This is a genomic window from Microvirga sp. 17 mud 1-3, assembly GCF_003151255.1.
In the GTDB taxonomy this organism is placed as follows: domain Bacteria; phylum Pseudomonadota; class Alphaproteobacteria; order Rhizobiales; family Beijerinckiaceae; genus Microvirga.
Window position 1 is genome coordinate 629,370 of sequence record NZ_CP029481.1, and the last position, 23,033, is coordinate 652,402.

Genomic DNA, 23,033 nt, shown 5'->3' on the forward strand with positions numbered 1-23,033 from the left:
CAAAAATCAGTAACTTCAAGCTTCGGGCGTGAGTGTGAACTCACGACCGAGACTTAGGCGTGACGGTGGCGACGAGCGCGCCGATGACGATGAGCCCGCACGCGATGGCGAGGGCGAGCGTCGGCTTGTCATATCCAAGCATGACGAGCAGCAGGGTCGACAGGACGGGCGCAGCATAGGATGCGATGCCCAGGAGACGGATATCCCCGTGCTTCATGCCGATGTCCCAGACGTAAAACGCCCCTCCCAGGGGGCCGACGCCGAGGGCCAGGATCGCCAGCCATTGCTGCAATGTCAGAGGCCAGACGGTCACTTCGAAGAGGATGTGACAGAGGAAGCTCAGAAGCGCGGTGGCGAGGCAGAAGCCCGCCACTGCGCTTGTGGGCACTTGACCGAAACGCCGGGACAGAACCGAATAACCTGCCCAGACGAAGGCAGCGACGACAGCGCAGCCATAACCAATCAGATACTCGGTGCGCACCTCGAGCGTGTCTCGTCCGGCGAGAAGCACCACGACTCCCGTGAAACCGAGCAGCGCTCCTGCGATATGGGCCCGTTTCAGATACTCGCCCGGCAACAGCGATGAGAACAGCACGATCAGGAGCGGCCAGAGGTAATTGAGCAACCCGACCTCCGCCGGCGCCGCCGGGGCAAGACGCAAGGCGGCTATGTAAAGGGCGTGATAGCCGAACAGCCCGCCAAGGCCGAGAACCCAAACAACCGGCTTTTGACGCAGCGACTTGAGACCGGCAGGCCGCTTCAGCCAGTTCGCCATGCCGATAAGTCCTCCGATGAGAAAGGTCATCGCCAGGAGCTGAAATGTCGGGACCGCGGACTGATACGAGGGAATCTCCCCCGTCAATACCGTCAGCAGGGCCAGGAGAGACCAGAGGAGGATGGCCGTGAAGCCGATCGAGGTGGCGGTGCGCGTCGTCATTCCGCCCGCATAGCCGAAAGAGTTTCGTCTGGGGAGAGCTTTCGTTTGTGCGGCAGTGGTTTGGGTTCGGACTTGGGTGACGGGGAGGGGGCGCACTTTCTCTGCTGGCTACGGATCTCGTGCGTTCGCGGGAAGCGCCACCTGCTCTCTCCCCCCTTGTGGGGGAGAGTTGGAGAGGGGGGTGAGCGCTGGACTTTCAAAACGTAGCGCCGACACCCCCACCCTGGCCCTCCCCACAAGGGGGAGGGGAGTAGGTCGAGCCAAGTCGCCGGCGTGTGACCTCTTCCCGTCATTCCGGGGCGCCTAAGGCCGTCCCGGAATGGCAGGGGAGGGGCGGTCTTCGTGTCCCTGTTTCCTCAGGCCATATATTGCCCGCCGTTCACCGTGAGCGTCGAGCCGGTGATGAAGCCCGCCTCGTCTCCGGCCAGGAAGAGAACGCTGCGCGCGATCTCGTCGGCCTCGCCCAGGCGCCCGACGGGGATGAGCGGCAGGATCTTGGACTTGAGGACTTCTTCAGGCACGGCCTGGACCATCTCGGTGGCGATGTAGCCCGGCGCGATGACGTTGACGGTGATGCCCCTGTTGGCATTCTCCAGGGCGAGCGCCTTGGCGAAGCCGATGACGCCGGCCTTGGCGGCCGAGTAGTTCGCCTGGCCCATCTGGCCCTTCTGCCCGTTGATGGACGAAATCAGGATGATGCGCCCGAAGCCCCGCTCGCGCATGCCCTCGATGACCGGGCGGGTGCAGGTGAACATGGAATCGAGGTTGGTGCGGATCACCGCAGACCATTGCTCGAAGGTCATGCGGTGGAACATCCCGTCCCGGGTGATGCCCGCATTGTTCACGAGAACTTCTATAGGGCCGAACTCGGACTCGATGGTGCGGATGCCGGCCTCGCAGGCGGCCGGATCGGACACGTCGAACTTGTAGACGGGGATCCCCGTCTCGGTCTTGAACCGGCTCGCGGCTTCGTCATTGCCGTGATAATTGGCAACGACCTTGTAGCCGGCCTCCTTCAGCTTCCGTGAAATCGCAGCTCCGATGCCACGGGTTCCTCCCGTGACCAGCGTGACGCGCGCCATCCTCGTCTCCTTCCCATAAGCCGTTCCGGGACGGTGCCCTCGTCGAAGCCCGTCTCTTGTGACGGCCCGATCGAGCGGGCCGTCATGGAGCATAACTTAGGACAATGGGCAGAGCCTAGGAGGGGCGCCCCATTCTTTGGGATGGCTCCGGACCGACGCCGCTCAGCGCTCCAGGCACATGGCGATGCCCATGCCGCCGCCGATGCACAGGGTCGCGAGGCCCTTCTTGGCGGTGCGGCGGCCCATTTCGTGCAGCAGCGTGACGAGGACGCGCCCGCCCGAGGCGCCGATGGGGTGGCCGATCGCGATGGCGCCGCCATTAACGTTCACGATGGATGGATCCCAGCCCATGTCCTTGTTGACCGCAAGCGCCTGGGCCGCGAAGGCCTCGTTGGCCTCGACCAGGTCGAGATCCGAGACCTTCCAGCCGGCCTTCTCCAGGGCCTTGCGGGAGGACGGGATCGGGCCCGTACCCATGATCGCCGGGTCGACGCCCGCAGTGGCCCAGGAGGCGATGCGCGCCAGAGGCGTCAGGCCGCGGCGCTCGGCCTCGGCCTCGGTCATGAGGACGATGGCGGCGGCGCCGTCATTGATGCCGGAGGCGTTGCCGGCCGTCACCGTGCCGTCCTTGGAAAAGGCGGGCTTCAGCTTCGCGATGGCCTCGATGGTGGTGCCGGGGCGGATGTACTCGTCCTGGTCCACCACGATGTCGCCCTTGCGGGTCGAGATGGTGACCGGCGTGATCTCGTCCTTGAAGCGCCCGGCCTTCTGGGCGGCTTCGGCCTTGTTCTGGGACGCGACCGCGAACTGGTCCTGCTCCTCGCGGGTGAGCTGCCAACGCTGGGCCACGTTCTCGGCGGTATTGCCCATGTGGTAGCCGTGGAAGGCGTCCATCAGGCCGTCCTTGAGCATGGTGTCGATGAGCTTGAAATCGCCCATCTTGGTGCCGCTGCGCATATGGGCCGCATGGGGCGCCTGGGACATGGATTCCTGGCCGCCGGCCACGATGATGCTGGCGTCGCCGTTGGCGATCTGCTGAAGGCCGATGGCGACCGTGCGCAGGCCCGAGCCGCAGAGCTGGTTGAGCCCCCAGGCCGTCTTCTCCTGCGGGATCCCGGCCGCCATGGCGGCCTGACGGGCCGGGTTCTGGCCCTGTCCGGCCGTGAGGATCTGGCCGAGGATCACCTCGTCGACCTCTGCGGCCTCCACCTTGGCGCGCTCGAGGGCGGCCTTGATCGCCACGGCGCCCAGCTCGTGGGCAGGGGTGTTGCCGAACGCGCCGTTGAACGAGCCGACGGCCGTGCGTGTCGCGCCGACGATGACGATGTTGTCCCGGGCCATTCCGATCTCCTGTGCGGTTGAGGCGAGCCGCCTCTTGACGTTCGATCAAAGCGCCGGACGAAGGGAAGTCAAGCGCCGACGCTCGCCGGGGGCTCCGAATATTCCGGTATATAGGGGCGGGGCTGGGGTACGCCCTTAGACTTTTAGGGCTTTGATCGCACGGCGGATTGCCTATAGCTTGATGCCGACGGCCCGGCTCGCGCGGGGCCGGGGCGCCGGCGCGCCGGTTTCGCATTCAAGCAGGACGTATCGGGTTCCATGGCGACGGACAAGCAGACCGAGACACAGACGGACAAGCAGCCCACTGTCATCAAGAAATACGCCAACCGACGTCTCTACCACACCGGCACCTCCACCTATGTGACCCTCGAGGATCTGGCCGGAATGGTCCGGCAGGGCGAGGATTTCGTGGTCTTCGATGCCAAGACCGGCGAGGACATCACCCGCTCGGTGCTGACGCAGATCATCTTCGAGCAGGAGAATAAGGAGGGGCAGAACCTTCTGCCCGTCACGGTCCTGCGCCAGCTGATCGGCTTCTATGGGGACAGCCTGCAATCCCTCGTGCCCAGCTACCTCGAATTCTCCATGGAGAACCTCTCGCGCGAGCAGAAGAAGCTGCGCGAGCAGATGACCCAGGCCTTCGGTCCCTCGGCGTTCCAGACCATGGAGGAGCAGGTCCGCAAGAACATGACCTTCTTCTCCGAAGCCATGCGCATGTTCTCACCCTTCGCCCAGCGGGACGGAGGCGCGGCCCGGCCGAAAACCGAGGCCGGCGAGGAAGGCTCCGCCGAGCTTCAGGACCTGAAGCGCCAGATGGCCGAGATGCAGGCCAAGCTCGACCGGCTCTCCCACAAGTAACGATCACGGGCTGCGCCGGCGCCTCAGGCGCGCCGGGCCCGCAGCGGCAGGAGACCCGGGAGCGGCAGGGGCTCGGCCTCGCCCGTCACCGTGCCCTGGAGATAATCCACGCCCCATGTGGCGAGCCTGCGCGCCTCCGCTTCGTCGTCCACCCCGTCCGCCAGGGTCGCGATGCCGAGATGCTGGGCAATGTCGATGAGGCGCCTCACGAAGAGCCGGTCCTCGGTCGAGCCGCAGAGAATCCGCGTGAAGACCCCGTCGATCTTCAGAATGTCGATGGGCAGGTGGCGCAGATGCGCCAGGGTCGCGTAGCCGCTCCCGAAGCCTGAGAGGACAACCCCGACGCCGAGCGCCTTGAGGGCGTCGAGCCGTCCCCGGGTCACGCCCGGATGCCGGAGGACGGATTCGGGCAGCTCGATCAGGAGGCGGGACTCGATGCCCGGCCGGGCGCCGAGATGGGCGGCCAGCATGGGCAGCCATTCGCCATCCCGCAGGGTCGCCGGGGCGACCGGAAGGCTTACCCGCGCATCGGGTCGCCGGGCCAGGTGATCCGCCGCCAGCTCCAGCATGCGCGCATCCACCAGGAGCGGCAGGTTCGCGCCCTTGAGGGGCCGGGCAGGCGCAAGGGGCCCGCCCTGATCGCCGGGCTCGCCCACCACGAAGGGCTGCGCATGGGCCAGGACGGCGCGACGGGTCTGCGCATCCACGACCGGCTGCAGGGCCAGGGTGAGGCGGCGTGCATTCAGGATGTGAACGGTGTCGAGCGGGTCAGGCGCAGGCCGGGCAGGCTGCGGCGCGCGGCGGCGTGCCTCGTGCAGGACGGTGGCGTCCGGTCCGGCCAGGGCCGTCTCGAGCGCCTGCTCCGCGAGGCGCAGGAGCTCCATGGCCCCGAGGGCATGTTCGGGGGCGGAGGCCGCTCCAAGCTTCACCGGCAGCCCATGGGCGGCCAGGAGCCCTGCAAGGCGCTTCATGGCGCTTGCCGCATCCCAGGCCGCGCAGGAGGCGAGCACCATGGCGAAGCGGTCGGACCCGAGCGCCGTGAGGAGATCGCGCCGGCGCATCATCGGTGCGAGAAGGCGGGCGAGCCGTTCCGGGGCCGGGCCGTCCTCCCCGTCCTCGATGCGGCCGAGGATGAGGGTGATGGAATGGGAGAAGCGCAGGGCCTCGGCGATGTCGGCATTGAGCCGCGCCAGGAGGGCGGAGCGCCGCCCGACCGCTCCGGGCAGCATGTCCTCGCTGGCCTTCTCGATCCGCAGGAAGCCGCGCACGGCGCTGACACCGCCTTGGCCGTCCGGGGTCGCGCGTCCGGCATCCCGCACCATGACGACGCGGTCGGTACCGAAGCGCAGGGCATAGCGCAGGTCGTAGGCGCGTCCCGCTGCCGCGATTGCCCCGGCCCGGTCGGCCGGGCCAGTTCCAGGCTCGACGAGACCCGCCAGGGCCTGCCCGGTCGGCGGCAGGGCGTCGGGCGGAAGGTTGAGCACCTCGGCCGCATTGGGCCCCCAGGCCAGCGCGTTGCTGGCCGCGTCCCATTCGTAGATCGTGCCCTGGAGCGCCGCGAGGGCGGCCTGCGGATCGGCGACAGGCGGGGAGTGGGTCGGCCGGGTCAGGGTCGCACCCTTGAAAAACCCAGTCCGCCCCTGCCGCTTCCGTGTCATGACCCGATCCTCGATACGCAATACGTGAGGACGGAGGAGCAGCGTGAATCGCTCCCTCGACGGCCCTCGACAACACGGGCCAGGATCGGGCCGGAGGCTTAACGAAGCCTAAAGGGAGGCGTTATCCACCGGTTGTTCAACAACAAAAAACCGGCGCTTGCGGCGCCGGTTCGATGGTCTGCGTCTGGCAGCCTGGGATCAGGCTTCCGACTTCACCTTGAGGACCTGACGGCCACGGTACATGCCGGACTTCAGGTCGACGTGGTGAGGACGGCGCAGCTCGCCGGAATCCTTGTCCTCGATGTAGGTCGGGGCCTTCAAGGCATCGGCGGAGCGACGCATGCCGCGCCGCGAAGGCGACGTTTTTCTCTTTGGAACGGCCATTTCTCGTCTCCGGTCAATAGCAGAGCGCCCGCTCAAACCGGGGAACGCTCACAATGGGAACTTGATGAGGTTGCGCCTCATACAAGGTATTTACGGAAATATCTAGCCCCAAACCGCTCTCTTTCGGGCTTCAGGGCGCCGTAAGACAACCCAATGCCGGAGGCCTACTCCCTGAGGCAGTCGCTGAAGGGGGCGGCCACGACCATGCGCTTCATCAGCCGGGCCGCCAGAGCCTGATGCCGGCGCTTGGGGCTGCCGGGATTGCGCGCGATCGGGTTGGGCAGGGCGGTCGCCAGGAGGGCGGCCTCCCGCCGGGTCAGGTTCTTGGCCGCCTTGCCGAAATATTTCCGCGCCGCCGCCTCGGCCCCGAAGACGCCGTCACCCCATTCGGCGATGTTGAGATAATTCTCCATCATCTTCCGCTTCGACCAGATGAGGTCGAGATAGAGCGCAACCGGCAGCTCCAGGCCCTTGCGGAGATAGGAACGCCCTGACCAGAGGAAGAGATTCTTGGCTGTCTGCATGGGGATCGTGGAGGCGCCCCGGGCCGGGCCGTCCTCATCCGCGGCCTCCACCACATCGCGCAGGGCGTCCCAGTCGACACCGCGGTGGTCGCAGAAGCGGCCGTCCTCCGAGGTCAGGACCGCGAGCGGAAGCTGCGGCGAGATCTCGTCGAGGCTCACGTAGGTGCGCTCCACCGGCTGGAGGGTCAGCCAGCGCCCGAGCATCAGGGTCGAGACTGGCGGTACGCCCCAGTACAAAAGGCCTAGCCAAAAGACCGCGGCCGCCCATAAGAGGATGAGCCCGAGGCCGAGCCCCACAAGGCGGCGGAGCCAGCGGGAGGCCGCCCAAGGCTTGCGCCGCAGGACCGGCTCCTGCGGCGGGCTCGGGCCCTCGTTTCCTTCGGACCGGTCGCCTTCGGCGCCCGAATTCAGGCTGAACATGATACCATCCACCGACTCTTTTCTGATGCGACTGACCGGCGTCGCAAGGGATGTCGAGGCCTGCCTCGAAGCGTTGCTATCAAACGAACCCCGTTCGGGCGAGATGGCAAGGCCCGATCGCCTCCTTTCGGCAATGCGTCATGCCGCCCTCGGCGGCGGCAAGCGCCTGCGCCCGTTCCTCACGGTCGAGACGGCGCGCCTGTTCGCCTGCACCGGGCCGGGACCCTTACGGTCGGGAAGCGCCATCGAGCTCCTTCATTGCTACTCTCTGGTCCATGACGATCTGCCCTCCATGGACGACGACGATCTCCGGCGCGGCCAGCCGACCGTCCATCGGGCCTTCGACGAGGCCACGGCGATCCTGGCGGGCGATGCCCTCCAGGCCCTGGCCTTCGAGATCCTGGCCGACCCGGCGACGGATCCGGACGGGTCGGTCCGCGCCGAGCTGGTGCTGGGCCTCGCCCGGGCATCCGGCCTCGGCGGCATGGTGGGCGGGCAGATCCTCGACCTTGCGGCCGAGGGCCGCTACGGCGAGGCGACCCTCACCGAGGGCGAGATCCGCCATCTCCAGATGATGAAGACCGGTGCCCTGCTCATCTTCTCGGTGGAGGCCGGCGCCATCCTTGGCCGGGCGGACGCAGCGGCCCGGGCTGCCTTGCGGACCTACGGCCGGGCCCTCGGTGCCGCCTTCCAGGTGGCGGACGATATCCTCGACCGGGAGGCTTCGGCGGAGGCGCTCGGCAAGCGCACCGGCAAGGACCTGGAGAAGGGCAAGGCGACCCTCGTCGACCATCTCGGCATGGAGGGGGCGAAGGGGGAATGCCGCCGGCTCGTCGAGGAGGCGCAGGGATCCCTGGAGATTTTCGGCGAGAAGGCCGCCACCTTGCGCGATGCGGTCCGCTTCGTGGCGGAGCGGGAGGTTTAAGGCCTCATACCTCCGCCGAGCGGCGCTCCTTCGCCCAGCGCGGCGGCTTGAGCTCGCTCACGATCACGCCGGCGACGATGAGGGCCGCGCCGATCAGGGCCGCGGCGGGCAGGCGCTCGCCCGCGAGGCGACCGACGATGCCGGCCCAGACCGGTTCGCCCGCGTAGATCACGGTGGCGCGGGTGGGCGAGACGGTCTTCTGCGCCCAGTTCATGGCGAGTTGGATCCCGGCGCTCGCGATGCCAAGACCGACGGCGCTCGCCACCAGCAGGCTGGACATGGCCGGAATAGGCTCCCCCATGGGTACCATGCCGCCGAAGGCCAGGAGCGACGCGGTGGCGAGCTGCACCACCGTGACGCGGCGCACGTCCACCCGGCCCGCATAGCCGCCGATGAGGATGATCTCGGCCGCGATCGCGATGGCGCTGATGAGCGTCAGCACTTCGCCGATGCCGAGCCCGATGGAGGTCCCGTCGGGGCCGGCGAGCAGGACAAGGCCGCCGAAGGCGAGCGCGATGCCGAGCCAGGACATGAGCCCGGGCGGACGCCGCAGGACGAACCATTGCAGCAGGGGCACGATGGGCACATAGAGCGCCGTGATGAAGGCGGATTTGCTGCTCGGGATCGTCTGCAGCCCGTAGGTCTGGAGCGTGTAGCCGAGGAAGATGCAGATCCCGATGAAGATTCCGGCCCTGGCCTCATGCCAGGTCAGCCCGCGCAGGACGGGCGCCGCGAAGAGGCCCATGAGCAGGGCGGCAGTGCCGAAACGCAGGCCCACGAAGAACAGCGGACCGCTGACCGCGAGTGCGTTCTGGACGGTCAGGAAGGTCGCGCCCCAGATTACCGTGATCACGATGAGGACGGCTTCGCTCTTGCTGAAGAAGAAGCGGAAACGGGGAGCGGAGGAGGTTGCGGCGACCACGGGCGATCCTTGCGCGAGAAGCGCTGTGGGTATGGGCAACGGCCCGGCGGGTCAAGCGGGAGGGCCCGCATTCGGAATGGACGGCCGCCGTGAAGCCGCCGGTCAACGCCTCCTGACGGCGGTGGCGTGCAGCCAGCGCGTCGGCAATCCGTCGTAGCCGCCGCCCATCTCCTCCTCGATGGCGATGCTCTCCCAGAGCGCGGGGTCGTAGGCCGAGCGCAGCCAGTCCGCGGAGGGGTAGTTGTAGTAGCGGTCGAGGCTGTCGCGCCCTTCCTGCTCGCCCGCCTTGAAGCTCGCATAGAAGACGCCGCCCGCCTTCAGAGCCGCATGGATGCGCCGGACGATGCGCGGCAGGTCCTGGCGCGGCACATGCAGCAGGCAGGCATTCGCCCAGATGCCGTCATAGGCGCTCTGTGCAACGAGTTCGTCGAACAGCAGCACGCGCACGGGCCGCCCGAGCCGCTTTTCGGCCTCCCGGGCGATTTCCGGCGTGCCATCCGTCGGCGTCACGTCGAAGCCCCGGGCCAGCATGGCCTCGCTGTCCTGACCACCCCCGCAACCAAGCTCCAGGATGGAGCCTCCGGCCGGCAGGGCCTTCAGGAAGCTGTCGATTCGCCGGTGGCTGGCTTCCTGTCCGCGCGCCGCATAGGTCTCGGCTTCGCCGGCATAGAAGTTCAGGGTCACGGAATCATGGCCGGACATGGGGTTATCCTTGCGGAAGAAGATCAGTGTGCCGGACCGTCACCGATGGTCGACACCCAGAACCGGAGCTTGGTCTGCCCGATTTGGCTCGGATGCACGAACGTGCCGTCGAGAATGCCGCCATTGGCGAGAATCACCTTCCGGGAGGCCTCGTTGGATTCGTCGCAGGTGATCGTGACCCGCGAAAAACCCTCCGCGCGCGCTACCGGCAGGATCAGGCGCAGGGCCTGCGTGGCGTAGCCGCGGCGCTGTTTCCACGGCACGATGGCGTAACCGATATGCCCGAGGCAGGTCGGCGGCAATTCTTCGGTGCCAGGCTGGAAGCGAAAGCCGATCCGGCCGCAGAATTCCCCGTCGCTGATCCAGAAATCACGGGACGGCAGGCGCGGCACCTCGCGCCCGTCGGGCAGGCGGAGGGTCGGGCTGCCATAGACCTCGTGGAGAAAGCTTGCCGGGTCGCGCCGCAGCCGCTCCAGCTGCTCCTGGCTTACGTCCTGGACCGTGTCCGGGGACCAACCCTGGGCGAGGGCATGCTCGTAGCCGGGCAGGTCGTCGAGGTTCGGCTGGATGAGAGTGATCGTCGTCATAGCGGCGCGAGACTGACACCGCGCCACCCTGATGACAACCGTCCTGGAGCCCCGTGCGGACCTGGAGATCCGACGGTGCTCTCATTTCAATAGAACGCTTCGGATCGATCCCAAAAGTGCAAATCCACTTTTGGGTCCGAAGCTCTAGACAGTCACCTGCGTGCCCACCTCGACCACGCGGCCCGTGGGGATCTGGAAGAAGTCGGTGGCATCGCTCGCCGACTTGGCGAGGCTGATGAACACCTTGTCCTGCCACAGCGGCATGCCCGACTGCGCGGCCGGGCGGATCGAGCGCCGGGACAGGAAGAACGACGTCGCCATGATGTCGAACTTGAAGCCCTGCTTGCGCAGGATCGCGAGGCCGCGGGGAATGTTGGGGGTTTCCATGTAGCCATAGGCGATCTGGACGCGCCAGAACGAGTCGCCCACATGCTCGATCCGGACCCGGTCCTCGTCCTCCAGGCGCGGGACGTCCTCGCTGCGCACGGTCAGGATCACGTTCTTCTCGTGCAGGACCTTGTTGTGCTTGAGGTTGTGGAGGAGTGCAGCTGGAGCTGTCTCCGGGTCGCTCGTCAGGAATACGGCCGTGCCCTTCACCCGGTGAGGTGGGCTCTTCTCCAGCATCTTGACCAGCTCGAGGAGCGGCACGTCGATCTTGCGGGTCTTCTCGAACAGGATGCTCGTGCCCTTCACCCAGGTCCACATGAGGGTCATGAGGGCGGCCGCGAGAATCACCGGGACGTAGCCGCCCGTGAAGATCTTCAGGAGGTTGGCGCCGAAGAACGCGAGGTCGATGAACAGGAAGGGCAGCATCACCAGGAGGGTGAGCCCCAGCGACCACCGCCAGCCCTTCCAGATGACCAGGATGGCCAGGACCGCGTCCACCGCCATCGCGCCGAACACCGACACGCCGTACGCGTGGGACAGGTTGCTCGACGAGCCGAAGATCAGGACCAGCACGACCACGCCGAAGAGCAGGAGCATGTTCACCCGCGGCAGGTAGATCTGGCCCTGATGCGTCTCGGACGTGAAGCGGATCTCGAGGCGGGGCAGGAGCCCCAGCTGCACCGCCTGGCGGGTCAGCGAGAAGGCTCCGGTGATCACGGACTGGCTCGCGATGATGGTCGCGAGGGTCGCAAGCCCGATCATCGGGAGGAGCGCCCAGTCAGGCACCAGGCGGAAGAGGGGCGATTCGGCTGCGGCCGGATGAGCCAGGACCAGGGCGCCCTGCCCGAAATAGTTGATCACCAGGGCCGGAAACACGATGTAGAGCCAGGCGCGGCGGATCGGCTGGGCGCCGAAATGGCCGAGATCCGCGTAGAGCGCCTCGGCTCCCGTCACGGACAGACAGACGGCCCCTAGCACCGCGAGCGACACGGCCGAATGGTTGTGGAAAAACGTGAGGGCATAGACCGGGTTCATGGCGAACATCACGGTCGGGTCGTCGGCGATGTGGAGGAGACCGGCCACCGCCAGCGCGGCAAACCAGGCGAGCATGACCGGGCCGAAAAAGGCCGCCACGCGCCCGGTCCCCCGGCTCTGCACCATGAAGAGGGCCGCCAGGATCGTCAGGGTGATCGGCACCACGTAGGGATCGAGCTCCGGGGTGGCGAGCTTCAGGCCCTCCACGGCGGATAGGACCGAGATGGCAGGGGTAAGCACCGCATCGCCATAGAACAGCCCTGCGCCGGCGATGCCCAGCACGAGGACGATGCCCCGCCGCTTGCCCAGGGCGCGCTGGGCGAGGGCCACCAGGGTCAGGGTCCCGCCCTCGCCCCGGTTGTCGGCGCGCAGCAGGATGAACACGTATTTCGCCGTGACGACCAGCACGAGCGACCACAGGATCAGGGACAGGACACCCAGGATGATGTCCCGCGTCACCGGCCCGCCGGCCGAGGCCGCCGCGACGGATTCCTTGAAGGCATAGAGAGGACTCGTGCCGATATCGCCGAACACGACGCCGATGGCGCCCATCATGAGCGTCCAGACGCTCACCTTGGGATGAGATTCGGGGAGGGTAGCCTCCGGCGCCGCGGAATCCGCGTGCCCGGGGGCGACAGCATGCTGTACCATAATGACTGTTCTTTGCGGATGCTCCGCGGACGGCCCTCGTTGAACGTCTCGGACGAATTGAAGAGCGGCCCCCCTCATCGGAAGCGGCAGCCGCCGGTGCCGGCGCGGCGGGCTCTCTAGCACATCACGCCAATGCGTAAAACGGAATTTGAGCTTACGGTTCCATGCCGGCGCGGCGGGGGGAGGGAATTGGCCCGGCCGAAACGGCGCCGGGCCGGCCATAATTCCGTTCGATATAATCCAGAACGATCTTCTGGAAATCCTGTGCGAGGGTCGGGCCCCGCAGGGTCATAGCCTTGCGTCCGTCGATGAAGACCGGAGCGGCCGGCTGCTCCCCCGTGCCGGGAAGCGAGATGCCGATATGGGCATGCTTGGATTCGCCCGGGCCGTTCACGATGCAGCCCATGACGGCCACGTTGAGGCCCTCGACGCCCGGATAGCGCCTGCGCCACTCGGGCATGGAATTGGAAATCCAGTTCTGGATGTCCTGCGCCAGCTCCTGGAAGACCGACGAGGTGGTCCGCCCGCAGCCGGGGCAGGCCGCCACGAGGGGCACGAAGGTGCGGAAGCCCATGGTCTGGAGCAATTCCTGGGAGGCCTTGACCTCCAGGGTCCGGTCCCCTCCCGGCTCCGGCGTAAGGGAATAGCGGATCGTGTCGCCGACGCCCTGCTGCAGGAGGATGCCCATGGCGGCCGAGGAGGAGACGATGCCCTTCGAGCCCATACCTGCCTCGGTGAGCCCGAGATGGAGCGCGTAATCGGACCGGCGGGCAAGTTCCTGGTAGACGGCGATCAGCTCCTGCACGGCCGAGACCTTGGCCGAGAGGATGATCCGGTCCCGCCCGAGACCGATCTCCTCGGCCCGTGCGGCGGACATAAGGGCGGACTGGATCATCGCCTCGCGGGTCACCCAGCGCATGTCGCGCGGCCGGCGAGAGGCGGCATTCTCGTTCATGAGGTGGGTCAGGAGTTCCTGATCGAGGGAGCCCCAGTTCGCGCCGATGCGCACCGCCTTGCCGTACCGGATCGCCATCTCGACGATGGCGCCGAACTGCCGGTCCTTCTTATCCTTGAAGCCCACATTGCCGGGGTTGATCCGGTACTTGTCCAGGGCCTCGGCGCAGCCCGGATGGTCTGCAAGGAGCTGGTGGCCGATATAATGGAAGTCACCCACCAGGGGCACCGCGACGCCGAGCCGGTCGAGCCGCTCACGGATACGCGGAACCGCCGCGGCGGCCTCGTCCCGGTCCACGGTGATGCGCACCAGCTCCGACCCGGCCCGGGCCAGGGCCGCGACCTGCGCGACGGTGGCGTCCACGTCAGCCGTGTCGGTATTGGTCATGGACTGCACGACGATGGGAGCGCCGCCGCCCACCATGACGGACCCGACCCGGACGCCGACGGTGCGGTGGCGGGGCGCAGGGCCAGCCACGTCGTCGGGAAGGGTCAAGGCGTCGGAGGACAAGGGGGTTACAGACATCGATCATCCTGAACGGCGGCATTCGGGCCGCGATGGCGGCATAGAGGCCGCCGCCGTTTAGCTGAGGCCTAATCGCGCCTCCGTCAAGCGTGGCTTGATCCTCTTATCGGCAATGGGCGCAGCATCCGACGATTTCGAGGAGCTTCGTCCTGGGGGCGAATCCCTCCCGGGACAGGAGGGCCGCGACCGTTTCGCTGAGATCGGCGGCGCTCGCCTCGTCCACCCCTCCGCAGGCCTCGCAGATCAGGAAAGCCACCGTGTCAGGGGCGCTGTCCCGGTGGAAGCTGCCGATATAGGCGTTCTGGCTGGCGAGCCTGTGGGCAAGGCCCTGCTCGGTGAGAAAATCCAGGGCGCGGTAGACCGTGATCGGCGCCAGGCGCCGGCCGGAAGTGCCGAGCCGTTCGGCAATCTCATAGGCTCCGAGAGGCTTGTGCGTGGCATAGAGAGTTTCGAGAACCTCGCGGCGGATCGCCGTCAGGCGGACGCGGCGGGCACGGCAGAGCTCCTCGGCCTGCGCCAGGGCCGGGCCGGCGCGCTCGGCCTGCCGTTCGGCATGAGGACAGGTCGTTTTCCGATCAACGAGAAAGGAGAGGGCGGTTCTGGTCACGGTTATGCCTCAGCTTCGGGACCCACCCTGTTCGTATAGGTTATACTGCTACTCTTTCATAGGGGGTGTCAGGAGCGGAAGCGCCAGACCCCGGTTTTCTTGATCTCCGCATCCTCCAGGGTCCGGGTGACTGGGACCTCATACAGGGCCACCTGGTCGAGCCGGTCTTTGGGGAGATAGCTGCGCCCCGGATCGCCGATGAGGACCGTTGCGCCGCGGCCGTTGAGGGCAAAGAGCCAGTCGACGACCCGCCGGGCGAGATCCTGCTCGTAGCAGATATCCCCGGCCAGGACCGTGTCCCAGCCCCTGTCCTTGCCCACGAGATCAGTCTGGAGAATGTCGAGATCGACCCCGTTCGCCTCCGCGTTGATCCGAATCGCCGCCACGGCGAAGTCGTCGATGTCGCAGGCCGTCACGGCCGCCGCGCCCGCCTTTCGGGCCGCGATGGCCACGAGGCCCGAGCCGGAGGCGAAATCCAGCACGCGCCGGCCGCGGACCGTCTCCGGATGGTCGAGGATATAGCGGGCAAGCGCCTGCCCACCGGCCCAGGCAAAGGCCCAGAAGGGTGGCGGCAGGCCGATGGCGCCGAGCTCCTCCTCGGTCTTCTGCCACAGCGCCGTGGCCTCGTCGGCCACGTGCAGCAAGATTTCCGGCGCATGGGGCACAGGCAGAAGCCGCGTTTCGGCGCGGATGAAGGCGGAGCGGTCCGTGATCACGCGGCCAGCACCTCCCGGTAGAGCTGTTTCACGGCGTCCATCACCTGCCGCTCGGTGAAGCCGTCGAGGACTCGGGCGCGGGCCGCCTGTCCCATCCGGGCAACGATGTCGGGCTGTCCGCTCAGGCTCACGAGCGCTTCAGCAAGTTGCCCGGCATCGCCCGGAGGAACGATTCTTCCCTCGATGCCGTCCCGGACCAGGGTCCGGCAGCCGGGAACGTCCGTGGTCACGATGGCGCGGCCGCAGGCGGCTGCCTCAAGGAGTGTCCGCGGCAGGCCTTCGCCGCCCCGTGAGGGCAGGCAGGCCACGTGATGCTCACGCCAGACGCCCGCCACGTCCCGGGTCGGCCCATGCCAGGCGATCCCGGGCTCCGCGCTCCAGGCCTTCAGGGTCGCTTCCGGGATCGCCTTGGGGTTGGAAGGGTCGGGCGCTCCGTAGAGGGACAATTCGACAGCGGCGCCGCGGGCCCGCGCCGTCCTGACCGCCTCCACGGCGAGGTCGACGCCCTTCGACCAGAGCATCCGGGCGACGAGCGCCACCTTCAGGGGCGGCTGGGCGGGAAGCGGCGCCGGCGCCAGGGCGTCCGGGTCTATCCCTGCGCCGCCCACCAGGGTGACGCGCGGATCCGCCGGGTCAAGCCCGAGAAGCCGAGGGTCGTCCGCATTCTCAAAGAGATAACGCGTTTCTTTGGTCTGGAGGCCGCGCACGAGCAGGCGCACCGCCTTGCGGGCCATGCGCGCGACCATGTCGGTCCGCGCCCCGAGGAAGCCGAGCCCGGTCAGGGCATAGACCCGCCGGCCGATCCCCGCCATGGAGGCGGCGGTGCCGCCGATCAGGATGCTGCGCAGCGCGATGCAATGGACGAGATCGGCCTTCTCGGCCTTGAGAATGGCCGCAAGCTGCCCCGCCGCATAGCCCGCGCTCATGGGGTTCAGGCTGCGGCGCTCCGCGTCGAGGGGCACGACCTTGCCGCCGAGCGCCTCGATGGCGTCCCGATGGGCGCGCACCCGCGTCACGACCGTGACGTCGAGCCCGAGCTCCTTCGCGGCGCGCAGCATGGGAAGGAAATGCGAGACGAAGAACCAGTCCTCGGTGACGACAAAGACGAGCTTTCGCCCGTGAAGGGCAGGGGAGGCAGCAGGCGGATGGGTCACGGTCGCTCCGAACAAGAGACGGGTTCTTCTAGGGCATTTTAGGCGCCAGGGAACCTCCTCCGCGACCGCCCGTTCTCCGCGTCCGGGCCGGTTGGTCTTGTAAAGGAGGGCCGGGCGACGTTCATGGGCGAGTGGTTTCCGACGGTTCTGGGCGTGACGGCGGGACTCGTTTCCACGTCCAGCTTTGTCCCGCAGGTCATCAAGGCGTGGCGGGACCGCGACACGGCTGCCCTCTCGAAGCGCATGTATGTCGTGACCGTGACGGCCTTCACGCTCTGGTCGCTCTACGGCTTCCTGATCGGCAGCGCCCCTATCGTCATCTTCAACCTTCTCAGTCTCGTCTTAAGCGGCACGATCCTGGCCCTGAAGATCCGCGACGAGCGCCGGGGCGCCATGGCACAATCTTCGGGAAGGGAACCCGAACCGACGCGATCCGGTTGACGCAAGCCCCCGAACCAAGGCGCGCCATGTCCCTTGACCCGTCCCTCGACTCGAAGCCCTCCACCGACGACATCGTCGATCCGCGCGATGCGGCCGAAACGGCTGGCCTCCTCTACGTGTCCGACGAAGAGCCCGGCATCCGGCGGCGCAAGGCCGGGAAAGGCTTTTCCTATAAGGGGCCAGACGGCCGCAAGGTGACCGACAAGGCGACCCTGGAGCGCATCCGGTCCCTCGCGATTCCCCCGGCCTATACGGATGTGTGGATCTGCGCCAAATCCAACGGTCATATCCAGGCGACGGGGCGCGATGCGCGTGGGCGCAAGCAGTACCGCTACCATCCCGCTTTCCGGGAGATCCGCGACAGCACGAAATACGAGCACATGCTCGATTTCGCGAAGGCCCTGCCGAATATCCGCAACACCATCGACACCCATATGTCCTTACGGGGGTTGCCGCGCGAGAAGGTGCTCGCCACCGTGGTGCATCTCCTCGAAGACACGCTCATCCGGGTCGGCAATTCCGACTATGCGCGGCAGAACAAGAGCTACGGGCTCACCACGCTGCGTGATCCTCACGTGAAGGTCGAGGGCGGGGAGCTGCGTTTCCAGTTCAAGGGCAAGAGCGGCAAGACCTGGAACCTCAAGGTCAGGGACCGACGCATCGCGAGGATCGTCAAGGCCTGCCAGGATCTGCCGGGGCAGCATCTCTTCCAGTATCTGGACGAGACGGGCACGCAGCAATCCGTCACGTCCGCCGACGTGAACGCCTATCTGCGCGAGATCACCGGGCGCGACATCACCGCGAAGGATTTCAGGACCTGGGCCGGAACCGTGCTCGCGGCCCTCGCCCTGTCCGAGTTCGAAGAATTCGACAGCGAGGCCATGGCGAAGAAGAACATCCGCTCCGCCATCGAGACGGTCGCTGCACGCCTCGGCAACACGCCGGCCATCTGCCGCAAATGCTATGTGCATCCCGAGGTCTTCTCGACCTATCTCGACGGTGGGCTTCTCCTGGAAATCCGGGAGGAGGTGGAGGCGGAACTGCGCGAGAACCTGCCGGCGCTCAAGCCCGAGGAGGCAGCTGTTCTCTCGCTCCTGCAGGCCCGCCTGTCGGCGGAGGCCGCCTCGTCCAAGGCAAAGTCCAACTCCAAGGCCGTATCCAATTCCAAGGCGCCGAAAACAAAGCGCAGCCCGCGCAAAACGAGCCACGGCGCGGAAGCGCGGGCCTGAACGAGAGGGCGTCGCGCTTCCGCGCCTGATCGCCTTTGCCGCACCTCTACGCCCTGGTTTTCTTCCCATCCGGCCCTAGAAGCTTGAGGGAACCGTTCGAAGGAGTGCGGACATGGAACTCGATGCCTTGATGTTGTCTCGGATCCAGTTCGCCTTCACGATTTCCTTCCACATCATCTTCCCGGCCTTCACCATCGGCCTCGCCAGCTGGCTCGTCGCCCTGGAATTCAGCTGGCTGCGCACGGGCAATCCGATCTACCGCAACCTGTTCCGGTTCTGGGTGAAGATCTTCGCGATCTCGTTCGGGCTCGGCGTCGTGTCCGGTATCGTGATGAGCTACCAGTTCGGCACCAACTGGTCCCGCTTCTCGGAGGTCGCCGGGAATATCGTGGGCCCGTTGATGGCCTACGAGGTGATCACGGCCTTCTTCCTGGAAGCGGCCTTTCTCGGGATCATGCTGTTCGGCTGGGAGAAGGTCGGCGACCGCCTGCATTTCTTCGCCACCTGCATGGTGGCGCTCGGCACTCTCACGTCCGCCTTCTGGATCCTCTCGGCGAATTCATGGATGCAGACCCCGGACGGCTTCGCGGTCGAGAACGGCCAATTGGTGCCCGTGGACTGGTTCAGGATCGTGTTCAATCCCTCGTTCCCCTACCGCTACGCGCATATGGTCCTGGCCTGCTATCTCACCACGGCCTTCGCGGTGGCGGGCATGTCCGCCTGGATGCTGCTGCGGGCGCGCCAGGAGCCGGAGGTGCGGCTTGCCGGCGCGCGGCGCTCCATGTCCATGGCCCTGTGGTTCGCGGCGATCTTCGTTCCGATCCAGATCGGCATCGGCGATCTCCACGGTTCGGGCGTCCTCAAATATCAACCGACCAAGCTCGCGGCCATCGAGGGCAATTGGGAGCGGCAGGGCAATATGCCCCTGCGCCTCTTTGCATGGCCCGATCAGGAGGCGGAGACGAACCACTACGAGATCGGCATTCCGAAGATCGGAAGCTTCATCCTCACCCATGCGTATGACGGCATCGTGCCGGGGCTGAAGGATGTGCCGCCCGACGAGCGCCCGCCGGTCTGGCCCGTGTTCTTCTCGTTCCGCATCATGGTCGGCATCGGCCTTGCCATGCTGGGGCTGGGGCTTTGGAGCCTTTATCTGCGCTGGAAGGGCGGGCTTTACACCAACAGGCTCTTCCTGACCGCCACTATGCTCATGACGCCGTCCGGATTCGGCGCGGTGCTCTTCGGCTGGTTCACGGCGGAGATCGGCCGGCAGCCATGGGTGATCTACGGGCATCTGCGCACCGCCGATGCGGTGTCGCCCGTGACGTCCACCGCCGTGGCCGCCTCGCTCGCGACCTTTGTGATCGTCTACACCTTCATCTTCGGCTTCGGCTCCTATTACCTCGCCAAGCTCCTGCGCAGAGGGCCCGAGCTGATCGAAGAGCTGGACGAGGACAGGCTGTCGAAAAAGCCGAAGCGGCCGTTCTCGGTGCCTGACGAGCGCCTGGAGGGACCAGGCAGCCAGCGCACTCTGCCGGTGCGATAGGAGACGGCCATGTTCGGATTCGGAACGGAATATGAGGGTCTCGCCTTCTGGCTGCCGCTGGTCTGGGCCGGGCTCATCGCGATCGCGGTCGCCATGTACGTCATCGTCGACGGGTTCGATCTCGGAATCGGCATCCTGTTCAAGAGCGCACGGGACGAAAACTGGCGCGACCGGATGATGTTTTCCGTTGCGCCGATCTGGGACGGCAACGAGACATGGCTCGTCTTGGGAGGAGGCGGGCTTCTGGCGGTCTTCCATATCGCCTATGCGATCCTGATGCCGGCACTCTACGTGCCCGTCATCGTCATGCTGATCGCCCTGATCTTCCGGGGCGTCGCGTTCGAGTTCCGGTTCAAGGCGAACCGCTCGAAATTTCTCTGGGACAACGCCTTCCATTACGGGTCGCTCGTCGCGACCTTCGCTCAGGGAATGGTGCTGGGCGCCTTCGTCCAGGGCTTCTCCCATGACGGACGCCAGTTCACCGGCGGGACCCTGGATTTCTTCACGCCGTTCAGCGTACTGACCGGCATCGGCCTTGTCTGCGGTTACGGCCTCCTCGGCGCGACCTGGTGCGTCATGAAGACCACCGGGGAACTCGAGATCTGGGCGCGGCGCATGTCCCTGCGCTTCCTCGTCGCGACTCTCGTGGCCATGGTGCTGGTCTCCCTGTGGGTGCCGTTCCTCGGGCGGCAGATCGAGGCGCGGTGGTTCTCCTGGCCCAACATCGCCCTCCTGGCGCCGATCCCTCTCGTGACCGCCTTTACGGCCTACAGGCTCTATCAGGACCTCGAGCTCGGCTACCACAGACGGCCCTTCTTCCTGGCCATCGGCCTCTTCCTGCTCGGCTATCTGGGCCTCGGCGTCAGCCTGTTCCCCTACATCGTGCCGCCGGCGCTGACGGTCTGGCAGGCCTCCAATACGGTGAGTTCGCAGCTCTTTGCCCTCGTGGGCTTCGCCATCGTCATGCCGGTGACCTTCGCGTACACGGCTTACGCCTATTACGTGTTCCGCGGAAAGGTAGCCGAGGAGGTCCAGGCTGGGGGCTATGGATACCACTAGGCCCAAGCCCGGCTCGCGCCCCCCAGGGTCTCGAAGCTCCCTGAAGCGGGTGGCCTGGTTCGTCCTGATCTATCTGGCAAGCCTCGTGGTCTTTGCGGCCGCCGTCTATGGCCTGCGTGGGTTGATTCCCCACTGAAACCCGCCGGACCTGCGGTTCTCGGTCGGGGTCGGAATGTCCCGATTCGAGCGGTGGGACGCCCTATCCTGTCCTTACGGAACGCCGGCTGCGACCACATGTCAGCCGCGTCACGGCATGGTGAATGGCGGTTAAGCCGCGGCGATTCCAGCCAAAAATCCCTTTTCCGCAGGCAAATTGCTCCTCCGGCAAAAAAAGGTTGCGCGCCTTTCAGTTGACATAATTACATGGAATAGGGTTACAAAAGGCGTGGCGTAAGGTAAACACCATGCCGGGGGCTTCCTCCTGATATGAACGTGATCGTCGAAGAAAGCGCTGTCCGAAAGGCGCTCGCGAAAGCCTTCATGACGTTAGCCCGCACCGTCGCCATCGCGAGATGGCCCCACGCCTCGGACGGCCATTCGCTCCGTTCGAGGGGTAACCGCAACGCATCGGCGCGGTTCGGCTCCGGCCGGTCCGCTTTATGGGACGACAGATGACGCAGGCATCGAAAAGGCACCGGGAAGACAGCACAGAGGTCTATGACGCTCTGAAAGCTTGCAGCCCCTCATTCATCGGCGTCGCCGCATTCTCGGCGGTGGTCAATCTCCTGGCCCTCACGGGCTCCCTCTACATGCTCCAGCTCTATGACCGGGTTCTCTCGAGCCGGAGCATCCCGACCCTGATCGGTCTGTCCCTCATCATGCTCGCGGCCTATGCCTTGTCGGGCGCCCTGGACATGCTGCGCGGCAAGATGCTGGCGCGCATCGGCGCCCGCTTCGACGAGCAGCTCTCGGCCCGCGTCTTCGACCTCGTGGCGCAGATGCCCCTGCGCGGCGCCAGGCAGACCGAAAGCCTCCAGCCGGTTCGCGATCTCGATCAGATCCGTGGCTTTCTCTCGAGCCTCGGCCCCACGGCTTTGTTCGACATGCCGTTCATGCCGATCTTCTTCATCGGCTGCTTCATGATCCACCCCTGGCTCGGCTGGATGTCCGTCATCGGCGGTATCTGCATCATCCTCCTGACCCTCTACACGGATGCCAAGAGCAAGGGCCCGTCCTACGAGATGACCAAGAGCTCCGCCGAGCGTCATGCGATGGCCGAGACCAGCCGCCGCAACGCCGAGGCGATCCGGGCGCTGGGCATGCTGGGCTTCCTCGCCAAGCGCTACGATGCGGTCCATTGCCGTCACGTCAATGACGGCCTGCGCGCCAGCGATTCGGCGTCCGGCATCAGCGCCTTCGCCAAGGTCTTCCGCATGGTGCTCCAGTCGGCCGTGCTGGGTGTCGGCGCCTATCTGGTGATCCAGGGCCAGATGTCCGGCGGCCTGATGATCGCGGCGTCCATCATGACGTCCCGCGCTCTCGCCCCGATCGAGATTGCAGTCGCGCACTGGAAAGGATTCACGGCCGCTCGCCAGGGCTATCGGCGCCTGCAGCACATCATGTCCCTGATCCCGCCGCAGTCGCAGCTTCTCGACCTGCCGGCACCCAAGACGACCCTTGCGGTGGAGGACGTCTTCGTCGGAGCGCCGGGTGCGCAGCAGCCCATCGTGCAGGCGGTGTCCCTGCAGCTTCAGGCCGGCCAGGGGCTCGGCCTCATCGGCCCCAGCGCCTCGGGCAAATCGACTCTGGCGCGTGCCCTGGTGGGCGTGTGGCCGAGCCTGCGCGGCGAGATCCGCCTCGACGGCGCTGCCCTCGACCAGTGGGAGGCAGACGCACTCGGACGCCACATCGGCTATCTGCCGCAGGATGTTGAGCTGTTCGACGGCACGGTGGCCGAGAACATCGCCCGCTTCCAGCCCGACGCGAAGCCCGACGACATCATTTCGGCTGCCCAGATGGCGGGCGCGCACGACCTGATCCTTGGCTTGCCGGAAGGGTACAACACCCGGATCGGCGAGGGAGGGTCGGCCCTGTCAGGTGGCCAGCGTCAGCGGGTGGCTCTAGCGCGCGCCCTTTACGGCGATCCCTTCCTGGTCGTGCTGGATGAGCCCAATGCAAGCCTGGACGGCGCGGGCGACGACGCCCTGAACCGGGCGATCCTGTCGGTGCGTCAGCGCGGCGGCGTCGTGGTGGTCATCACGCACCGCCCGGCTGCTCTCGGCCAGGTGGACCAGGTCGCCATCATGGAAGAAGGACGGATCAGGGCCATGGGCCCGCGGGACGAGGTTCTGCAATCCGTCATGAAGCGCAATACGACGCCTGCCCCAGCTGCTGCCGCACGGCCGCAGACCTCGGCGCCGGCCGGCACCCTGCGAGAGGTGGGTTAAC

General features: G+C 66.5%; 22 protein-coding genes. 8 read left to right on the top strand and 14 right to left on the bottom strand.

Features of this window, described 5'->3' with window-relative positions; translation table 11 throughout:
- Window positions 1-40: 40 nt before the first annotated feature.
- The 3 genes from C4E04_RS02885 to C4E04_RS02895 all read right to left on the bottom strand — a co-directional run bounded on the left by C4E04_RS02885 (window position 41) and on the right by C4E04_RS02895 (window position 3,360).
- Window positions 41-937 carry a DMT family transporter gene (locus C4E04_RS02885; protein ID WP_109594780.1) on the bottom strand — a complete coding sequence of 299 codons (897 nt, stop codon included), beginning with the start codon at window positions 935-937 and terminating at the stop codon, window positions 41-43.
- Window positions 938-1,293: 356 nt separating this feature from the next.
- Entirely contained in the window at window positions 1,294-2,019 is a 726-nt protein-coding gene (gene phbB, locus C4E04_RS02890; protein ID WP_109594782.1) for an acetoacetyl-CoA reductase, read from the bottom strand.
- Between the two features lie 162 nt (window positions 2,020-2,181).
- Window positions 2,182-3,360 (bottom strand): acetyl-CoA C-acetyltransferase, encoded by a 1,179-nt coding sequence (locus tag C4E04_RS02895; protein ID WP_109594784.1) that lies wholly within the window; start codon window positions 3,358-3,360, stop codon window positions 2,182-2,184.
- A 258-nt stretch (window positions 3,361-3,618) separates the two neighbouring features.
- On the opposite strand from C4E04_RS02895, the gene phaR reads away from it, so the two are divergent.
- Window positions 3,619-4,218, top strand: coding sequence for a polyhydroxyalkanoate synthesis repressor PhaR (phaR, locus tag C4E04_RS02900; protein ID WP_109594786.1), 600 nt, complete (start codon window positions 3,619-3,621; stop codon window positions 4,216-4,218).
- 23 nt (window positions 4,219-4,241) lie between these two features.
- Here the strand turns inward: phaR and C4E04_RS02905 are convergent, their stop codons facing one another.
- From C4E04_RS02905 to mtgA, 3 genes are all read right to left on the bottom strand, one after another.
- On the bottom strand, window positions 4,242-5,876 hold the full coding sequence (locus tag C4E04_RS02905) for a GGDEF domain-containing phosphodiesterase (protein ID WP_109594788.1): 1,635 nt from the start codon (window positions 5,874-5,876) through the stop codon (window positions 4,242-4,244).
- Window positions 5,877-6,074: 198 nt separating this feature from the next.
- Window positions 6,075-6,260 carry a 50S ribosomal protein L32 gene (gene rpmF, locus C4E04_RS02910; protein ID WP_109594790.1) on the bottom strand — a complete coding sequence of 62 codons (186 nt, stop codon included), beginning with the start codon at window positions 6,258-6,260 and terminating at the stop codon, window positions 6,075-6,077.
- Between the two features lie 164 nt (window positions 6,261-6,424).
- Window positions 6,425-7,204 (bottom strand): monofunctional biosynthetic peptidoglycan transglycosylase, encoded by a 780-nt coding sequence (gene mtgA, locus C4E04_RS02915; RefSeq protein WP_109594792.1) that lies wholly within the window; start codon window positions 7,202-7,204, stop codon window positions 6,425-6,427.
- Here mtgA and C4E04_RS02920 point away from each other — a divergent pair.
- Window positions 7,203-8,129 (top strand): polyprenyl synthetase family protein, encoded by a 927-nt coding sequence (locus C4E04_RS02920; RefSeq protein ID WP_109594794.1) that lies wholly within the window; start codon window positions 7,203-7,205, stop codon window positions 8,127-8,129. The genes mtgA and C4E04_RS02920 overlap by 2 nt on opposite strands.
- A gap of 4 nt (window positions 8,130-8,133) precedes the next feature.
- Here the strand turns inward: C4E04_RS02920 and C4E04_RS02925 are convergent, their stop codons facing one another.
- The 8 genes from C4E04_RS02925 to C4E04_RS02960 form a co-directional block, all read right to left on the bottom strand.
- Window positions 8,134-9,051: a DMT family transporter gene (locus C4E04_RS02925; RefSeq protein WP_109594796.1), complete on the bottom strand. Its 918-nt coding sequence runs from the start codon at window positions 9,049-9,051 to the stop codon at window positions 8,134-8,136.
- Between the two features lie 102 nt (window positions 9,052-9,153).
- Complete coding sequence (locus C4E04_RS02930; RefSeq protein ID WP_109594799.1) at window positions 9,154-9,753, bottom strand: bifunctional 2-polyprenyl-6-hydroxyphenol methylase/3-demethylubiquinol 3-O-methyltransferase UbiG; 600 nt, start codon at window positions 9,751-9,753, stop codon at window positions 9,154-9,156.
- 23 nt (window positions 9,754-9,776) lie between these two features.
- Window positions 9,777-10,340, bottom strand: coding sequence for a GNAT family N-acetyltransferase (locus C4E04_RS02935; RefSeq protein ID WP_109594801.1), 564 nt, complete (start codon window positions 10,338-10,340; stop codon window positions 9,777-9,779).
- Window positions 10,341-10,484: 144 nt separating this feature from the next.
- Entirely contained in the window at window positions 10,485-12,413 is a 1,929-nt protein-coding gene (locus C4E04_RS02940; protein WP_109594803.1) for a potassium transporter Kup, read from the bottom strand.
- Window positions 12,414-12,567: 154 nt separating this feature from the next.
- On the bottom strand, window positions 12,568-13,893 hold the full coding sequence (gene ispG / locus C4E04_RS02945) for a flavodoxin-dependent (E)-4-hydroxy-3-methylbut-2-enyl-diphosphate synthase (protein ID WP_109594805.1): 1,326 nt from the start codon (window positions 13,891-13,893) through the stop codon (window positions 12,568-12,570).
- Between the two features lie 103 nt (window positions 13,894-13,996).
- Window positions 13,997-14,500: a Fur family transcriptional regulator gene (locus C4E04_RS02950; protein WP_245416215.1), complete on the bottom strand. Its 504-nt coding sequence runs from the start codon at window positions 14,498-14,500 to the stop codon at window positions 13,997-13,999.
- Between the two features lie 68 nt (window positions 14,501-14,568).
- The gene (locus C4E04_RS02955; RefSeq protein WP_109594807.1) at window positions 14,569-15,216 is read right to left on the bottom strand and encodes a methyltransferase; all 648 of its coding nucleotides are present in this window, start codon (window positions 15,214-15,216) and stop codon (window positions 14,569-14,571) included.
- A complete protein-coding gene (locus C4E04_RS02960) occupies window positions 15,213-16,370 on the bottom strand; it encodes a glycosyltransferase family 4 protein (protein ID WP_109600715.1) in 1,158 nt (385 codons plus the stop codon). Before C4E04_RS02960 ends, C4E04_RS02955 begins: the two co-directional genes overlap by 4 nt.
- A 123-nt stretch (window positions 16,371-16,493) precedes the next feature.
- On the opposite strand from C4E04_RS02960, the gene C4E04_RS02965 reads away from it, so the two are divergent.
- The 6 genes from C4E04_RS02965 (at window position 16,494) to C4E04_RS02985 (ending at window position 23,032) form a co-directional block, all read left to right on the top strand.
- Window positions 16,494-16,811 (top strand): SemiSWEET family sugar transporter, encoded by a 318-nt coding sequence (locus C4E04_RS02965; RefSeq protein ID WP_109594809.1) that lies wholly within the window; start codon window positions 16,494-16,496, stop codon window positions 16,809-16,811.
- A 26-nt stretch (window positions 16,812-16,837) separates the two neighbouring features.
- Window positions 16,838-18,040 carry a DNA topoisomerase IB gene (locus C4E04_RS02970; protein WP_109594811.1) on the top strand — a complete coding sequence of 401 codons (1,203 nt, stop codon included), beginning with the start codon at window positions 16,838-16,840 and terminating at the stop codon, window positions 18,038-18,040.
- Window positions 18,041-18,152: 112 nt separating this feature from the next.
- Window positions 18,153-19,586, top strand: coding sequence for a cytochrome ubiquinol oxidase subunit I (locus C4E04_RS02975; protein WP_109594813.1), 1,434 nt, complete (start codon window positions 18,153-18,155; stop codon window positions 19,584-19,586).
- A gap of 9 nt (window positions 19,587-19,595) precedes the next feature.
- Window positions 19,596-20,645 carry a cytochrome d ubiquinol oxidase subunit II gene (gene cydB / locus C4E04_RS02980; protein WP_109594815.1) on the top strand — a complete coding sequence of 350 codons (1,050 nt, stop codon included), beginning with the start codon at window positions 19,596-19,598 and terminating at the stop codon, window positions 20,643-20,645.
- A complete protein-coding gene (locus C4E04_RS20760) occupies window positions 20,632-20,781 on the top strand; it encodes a hypothetical protein (RefSeq protein WP_162559251.1) in 150 nt (49 codons plus the stop codon). The genes cydB and C4E04_RS20760 overlap by 14 nt, the downstream gene beginning before the upstream one ends.
- A 475-nt stretch (window positions 20,782-21,256) precedes the next feature.
- A complete protein-coding gene (locus tag C4E04_RS02985; RefSeq protein WP_109594817.1) occupies window positions 21,257-23,032 on the top strand; it encodes a type I secretion system permease/ATPase in 1,776 nt (591 codons plus the stop codon).
- The last annotated feature ends 1 nt before the right edge of the window (window position 23,033 follow it).

Excerpts from the sequence above, each read along its gene's own strand:
- C4E04_RS02885 (WP_109594780.1), bottom strand. The coding sequence starts at position 937 with ATGACGACGCGCACCGCCACCTCGATCGGCTTCACGGCCATCCTCCTC.
- phbB (WP_109594782.1), bottom strand. The coding sequence starts at position 2,019 with ATGGCGCGCGTCACGCTGGTCACGGGAGGAACCCGTGGCATCGGAGCT.
- C4E04_RS02895 (WP_109594784.1), bottom strand. The coding sequence starts at position 3,360 with ATGGCCCGGGACAACATCGTCATCGTCGGCGCGACACGCACGGCCGTC.
- phaR (WP_109594786.1), top strand. The coding sequence starts at position 3,619 with ATGGCGACGGACAAGCAGACCGAGACACAGACGGACAAGCAGCCCACT.
- C4E04_RS02905 (WP_109594788.1), bottom strand. The coding sequence starts at position 5,876 with ATGACACGGAAGCGGCAGGGGCGGACTGGGTTTTTCAAGGGTGCGACC.
- rpmF (WP_109594790.1), bottom strand. The coding sequence starts at position 6,260 with ATGGCCGTTCCAAAGAGAAAAACGTCGCCTTCGCGGCGCGGCATGCGT.
- C4E04_RS02920 (WP_109594794.1), top strand. The coding sequence starts at position 7,203 with ATGATACCATCCACCGACTCTTTTCTGATGCGACTGACCGGCGTCGCA.
- mtgA (WP_109594792.1), bottom strand. The coding sequence starts at position 7,204 with ATGTTCAGCCTGAATTCGGGCGCCGAAGGCGACCGGTCCGAAGGAAAC.
- C4E04_RS02930 (WP_109594799.1), bottom strand. The coding sequence starts at position 9,753 with ATGTCCGGCCATGATTCCGTGACCCTGAACTTCTATGCCGGCGAAGCC.
- C4E04_RS02935 (WP_109594801.1), bottom strand. The coding sequence starts at position 10,340 with ATGACGACGATCACTCTCATCCAGCCGAACCTCGACGACCTGCCCGGC.
- C4E04_RS02940 (WP_109594803.1), bottom strand. The coding sequence starts at position 12,413 with ATGGTACAGCATGCTGTCGCCCCCGGGCACGCGGATTCCGCGGCGCCG.
- ispG (WP_109594805.1), bottom strand. The coding sequence starts at position 13,893 with ATGTCTGTAACCCCCTTGTCCTCCGACGCCTTGACCCTTCCCGACGAC.
- C4E04_RS02965 (WP_109594809.1), top strand. The coding sequence starts at position 16,494 with ATGGGCGAGTGGTTTCCGACGGTTCTGGGCGTGACGGCGGGACTCGTT.
- C4E04_RS02970 (WP_109594811.1), top strand. The coding sequence starts at position 16,838 with ATGTCCCTTGACCCGTCCCTCGACTCGAAGCCCTCCACCGACGACATC.
- C4E04_RS02975 (WP_109594813.1), top strand. The coding sequence starts at position 18,153 with ATGGAACTCGATGCCTTGATGTTGTCTCGGATCCAGTTCGCCTTCACG.
- cydB (WP_109594815.1), top strand. The coding sequence starts at position 19,596 with ATGTTCGGATTCGGAACGGAATATGAGGGTCTCGCCTTCTGGCTGCCG.
- C4E04_RS20760 (WP_162559251.1), top strand. The coding sequence starts at position 20,632 with ATGGATACCACTAGGCCCAAGCCCGGCTCGCGCCCCCCAGGGTCTCGA.
- C4E04_RS02985 (WP_109594817.1), top strand. The coding sequence starts at position 21,257 with ATGACGCAGGCATCGAAAAGGCACCGGGAAGACAGCACAGAGGTCTAT.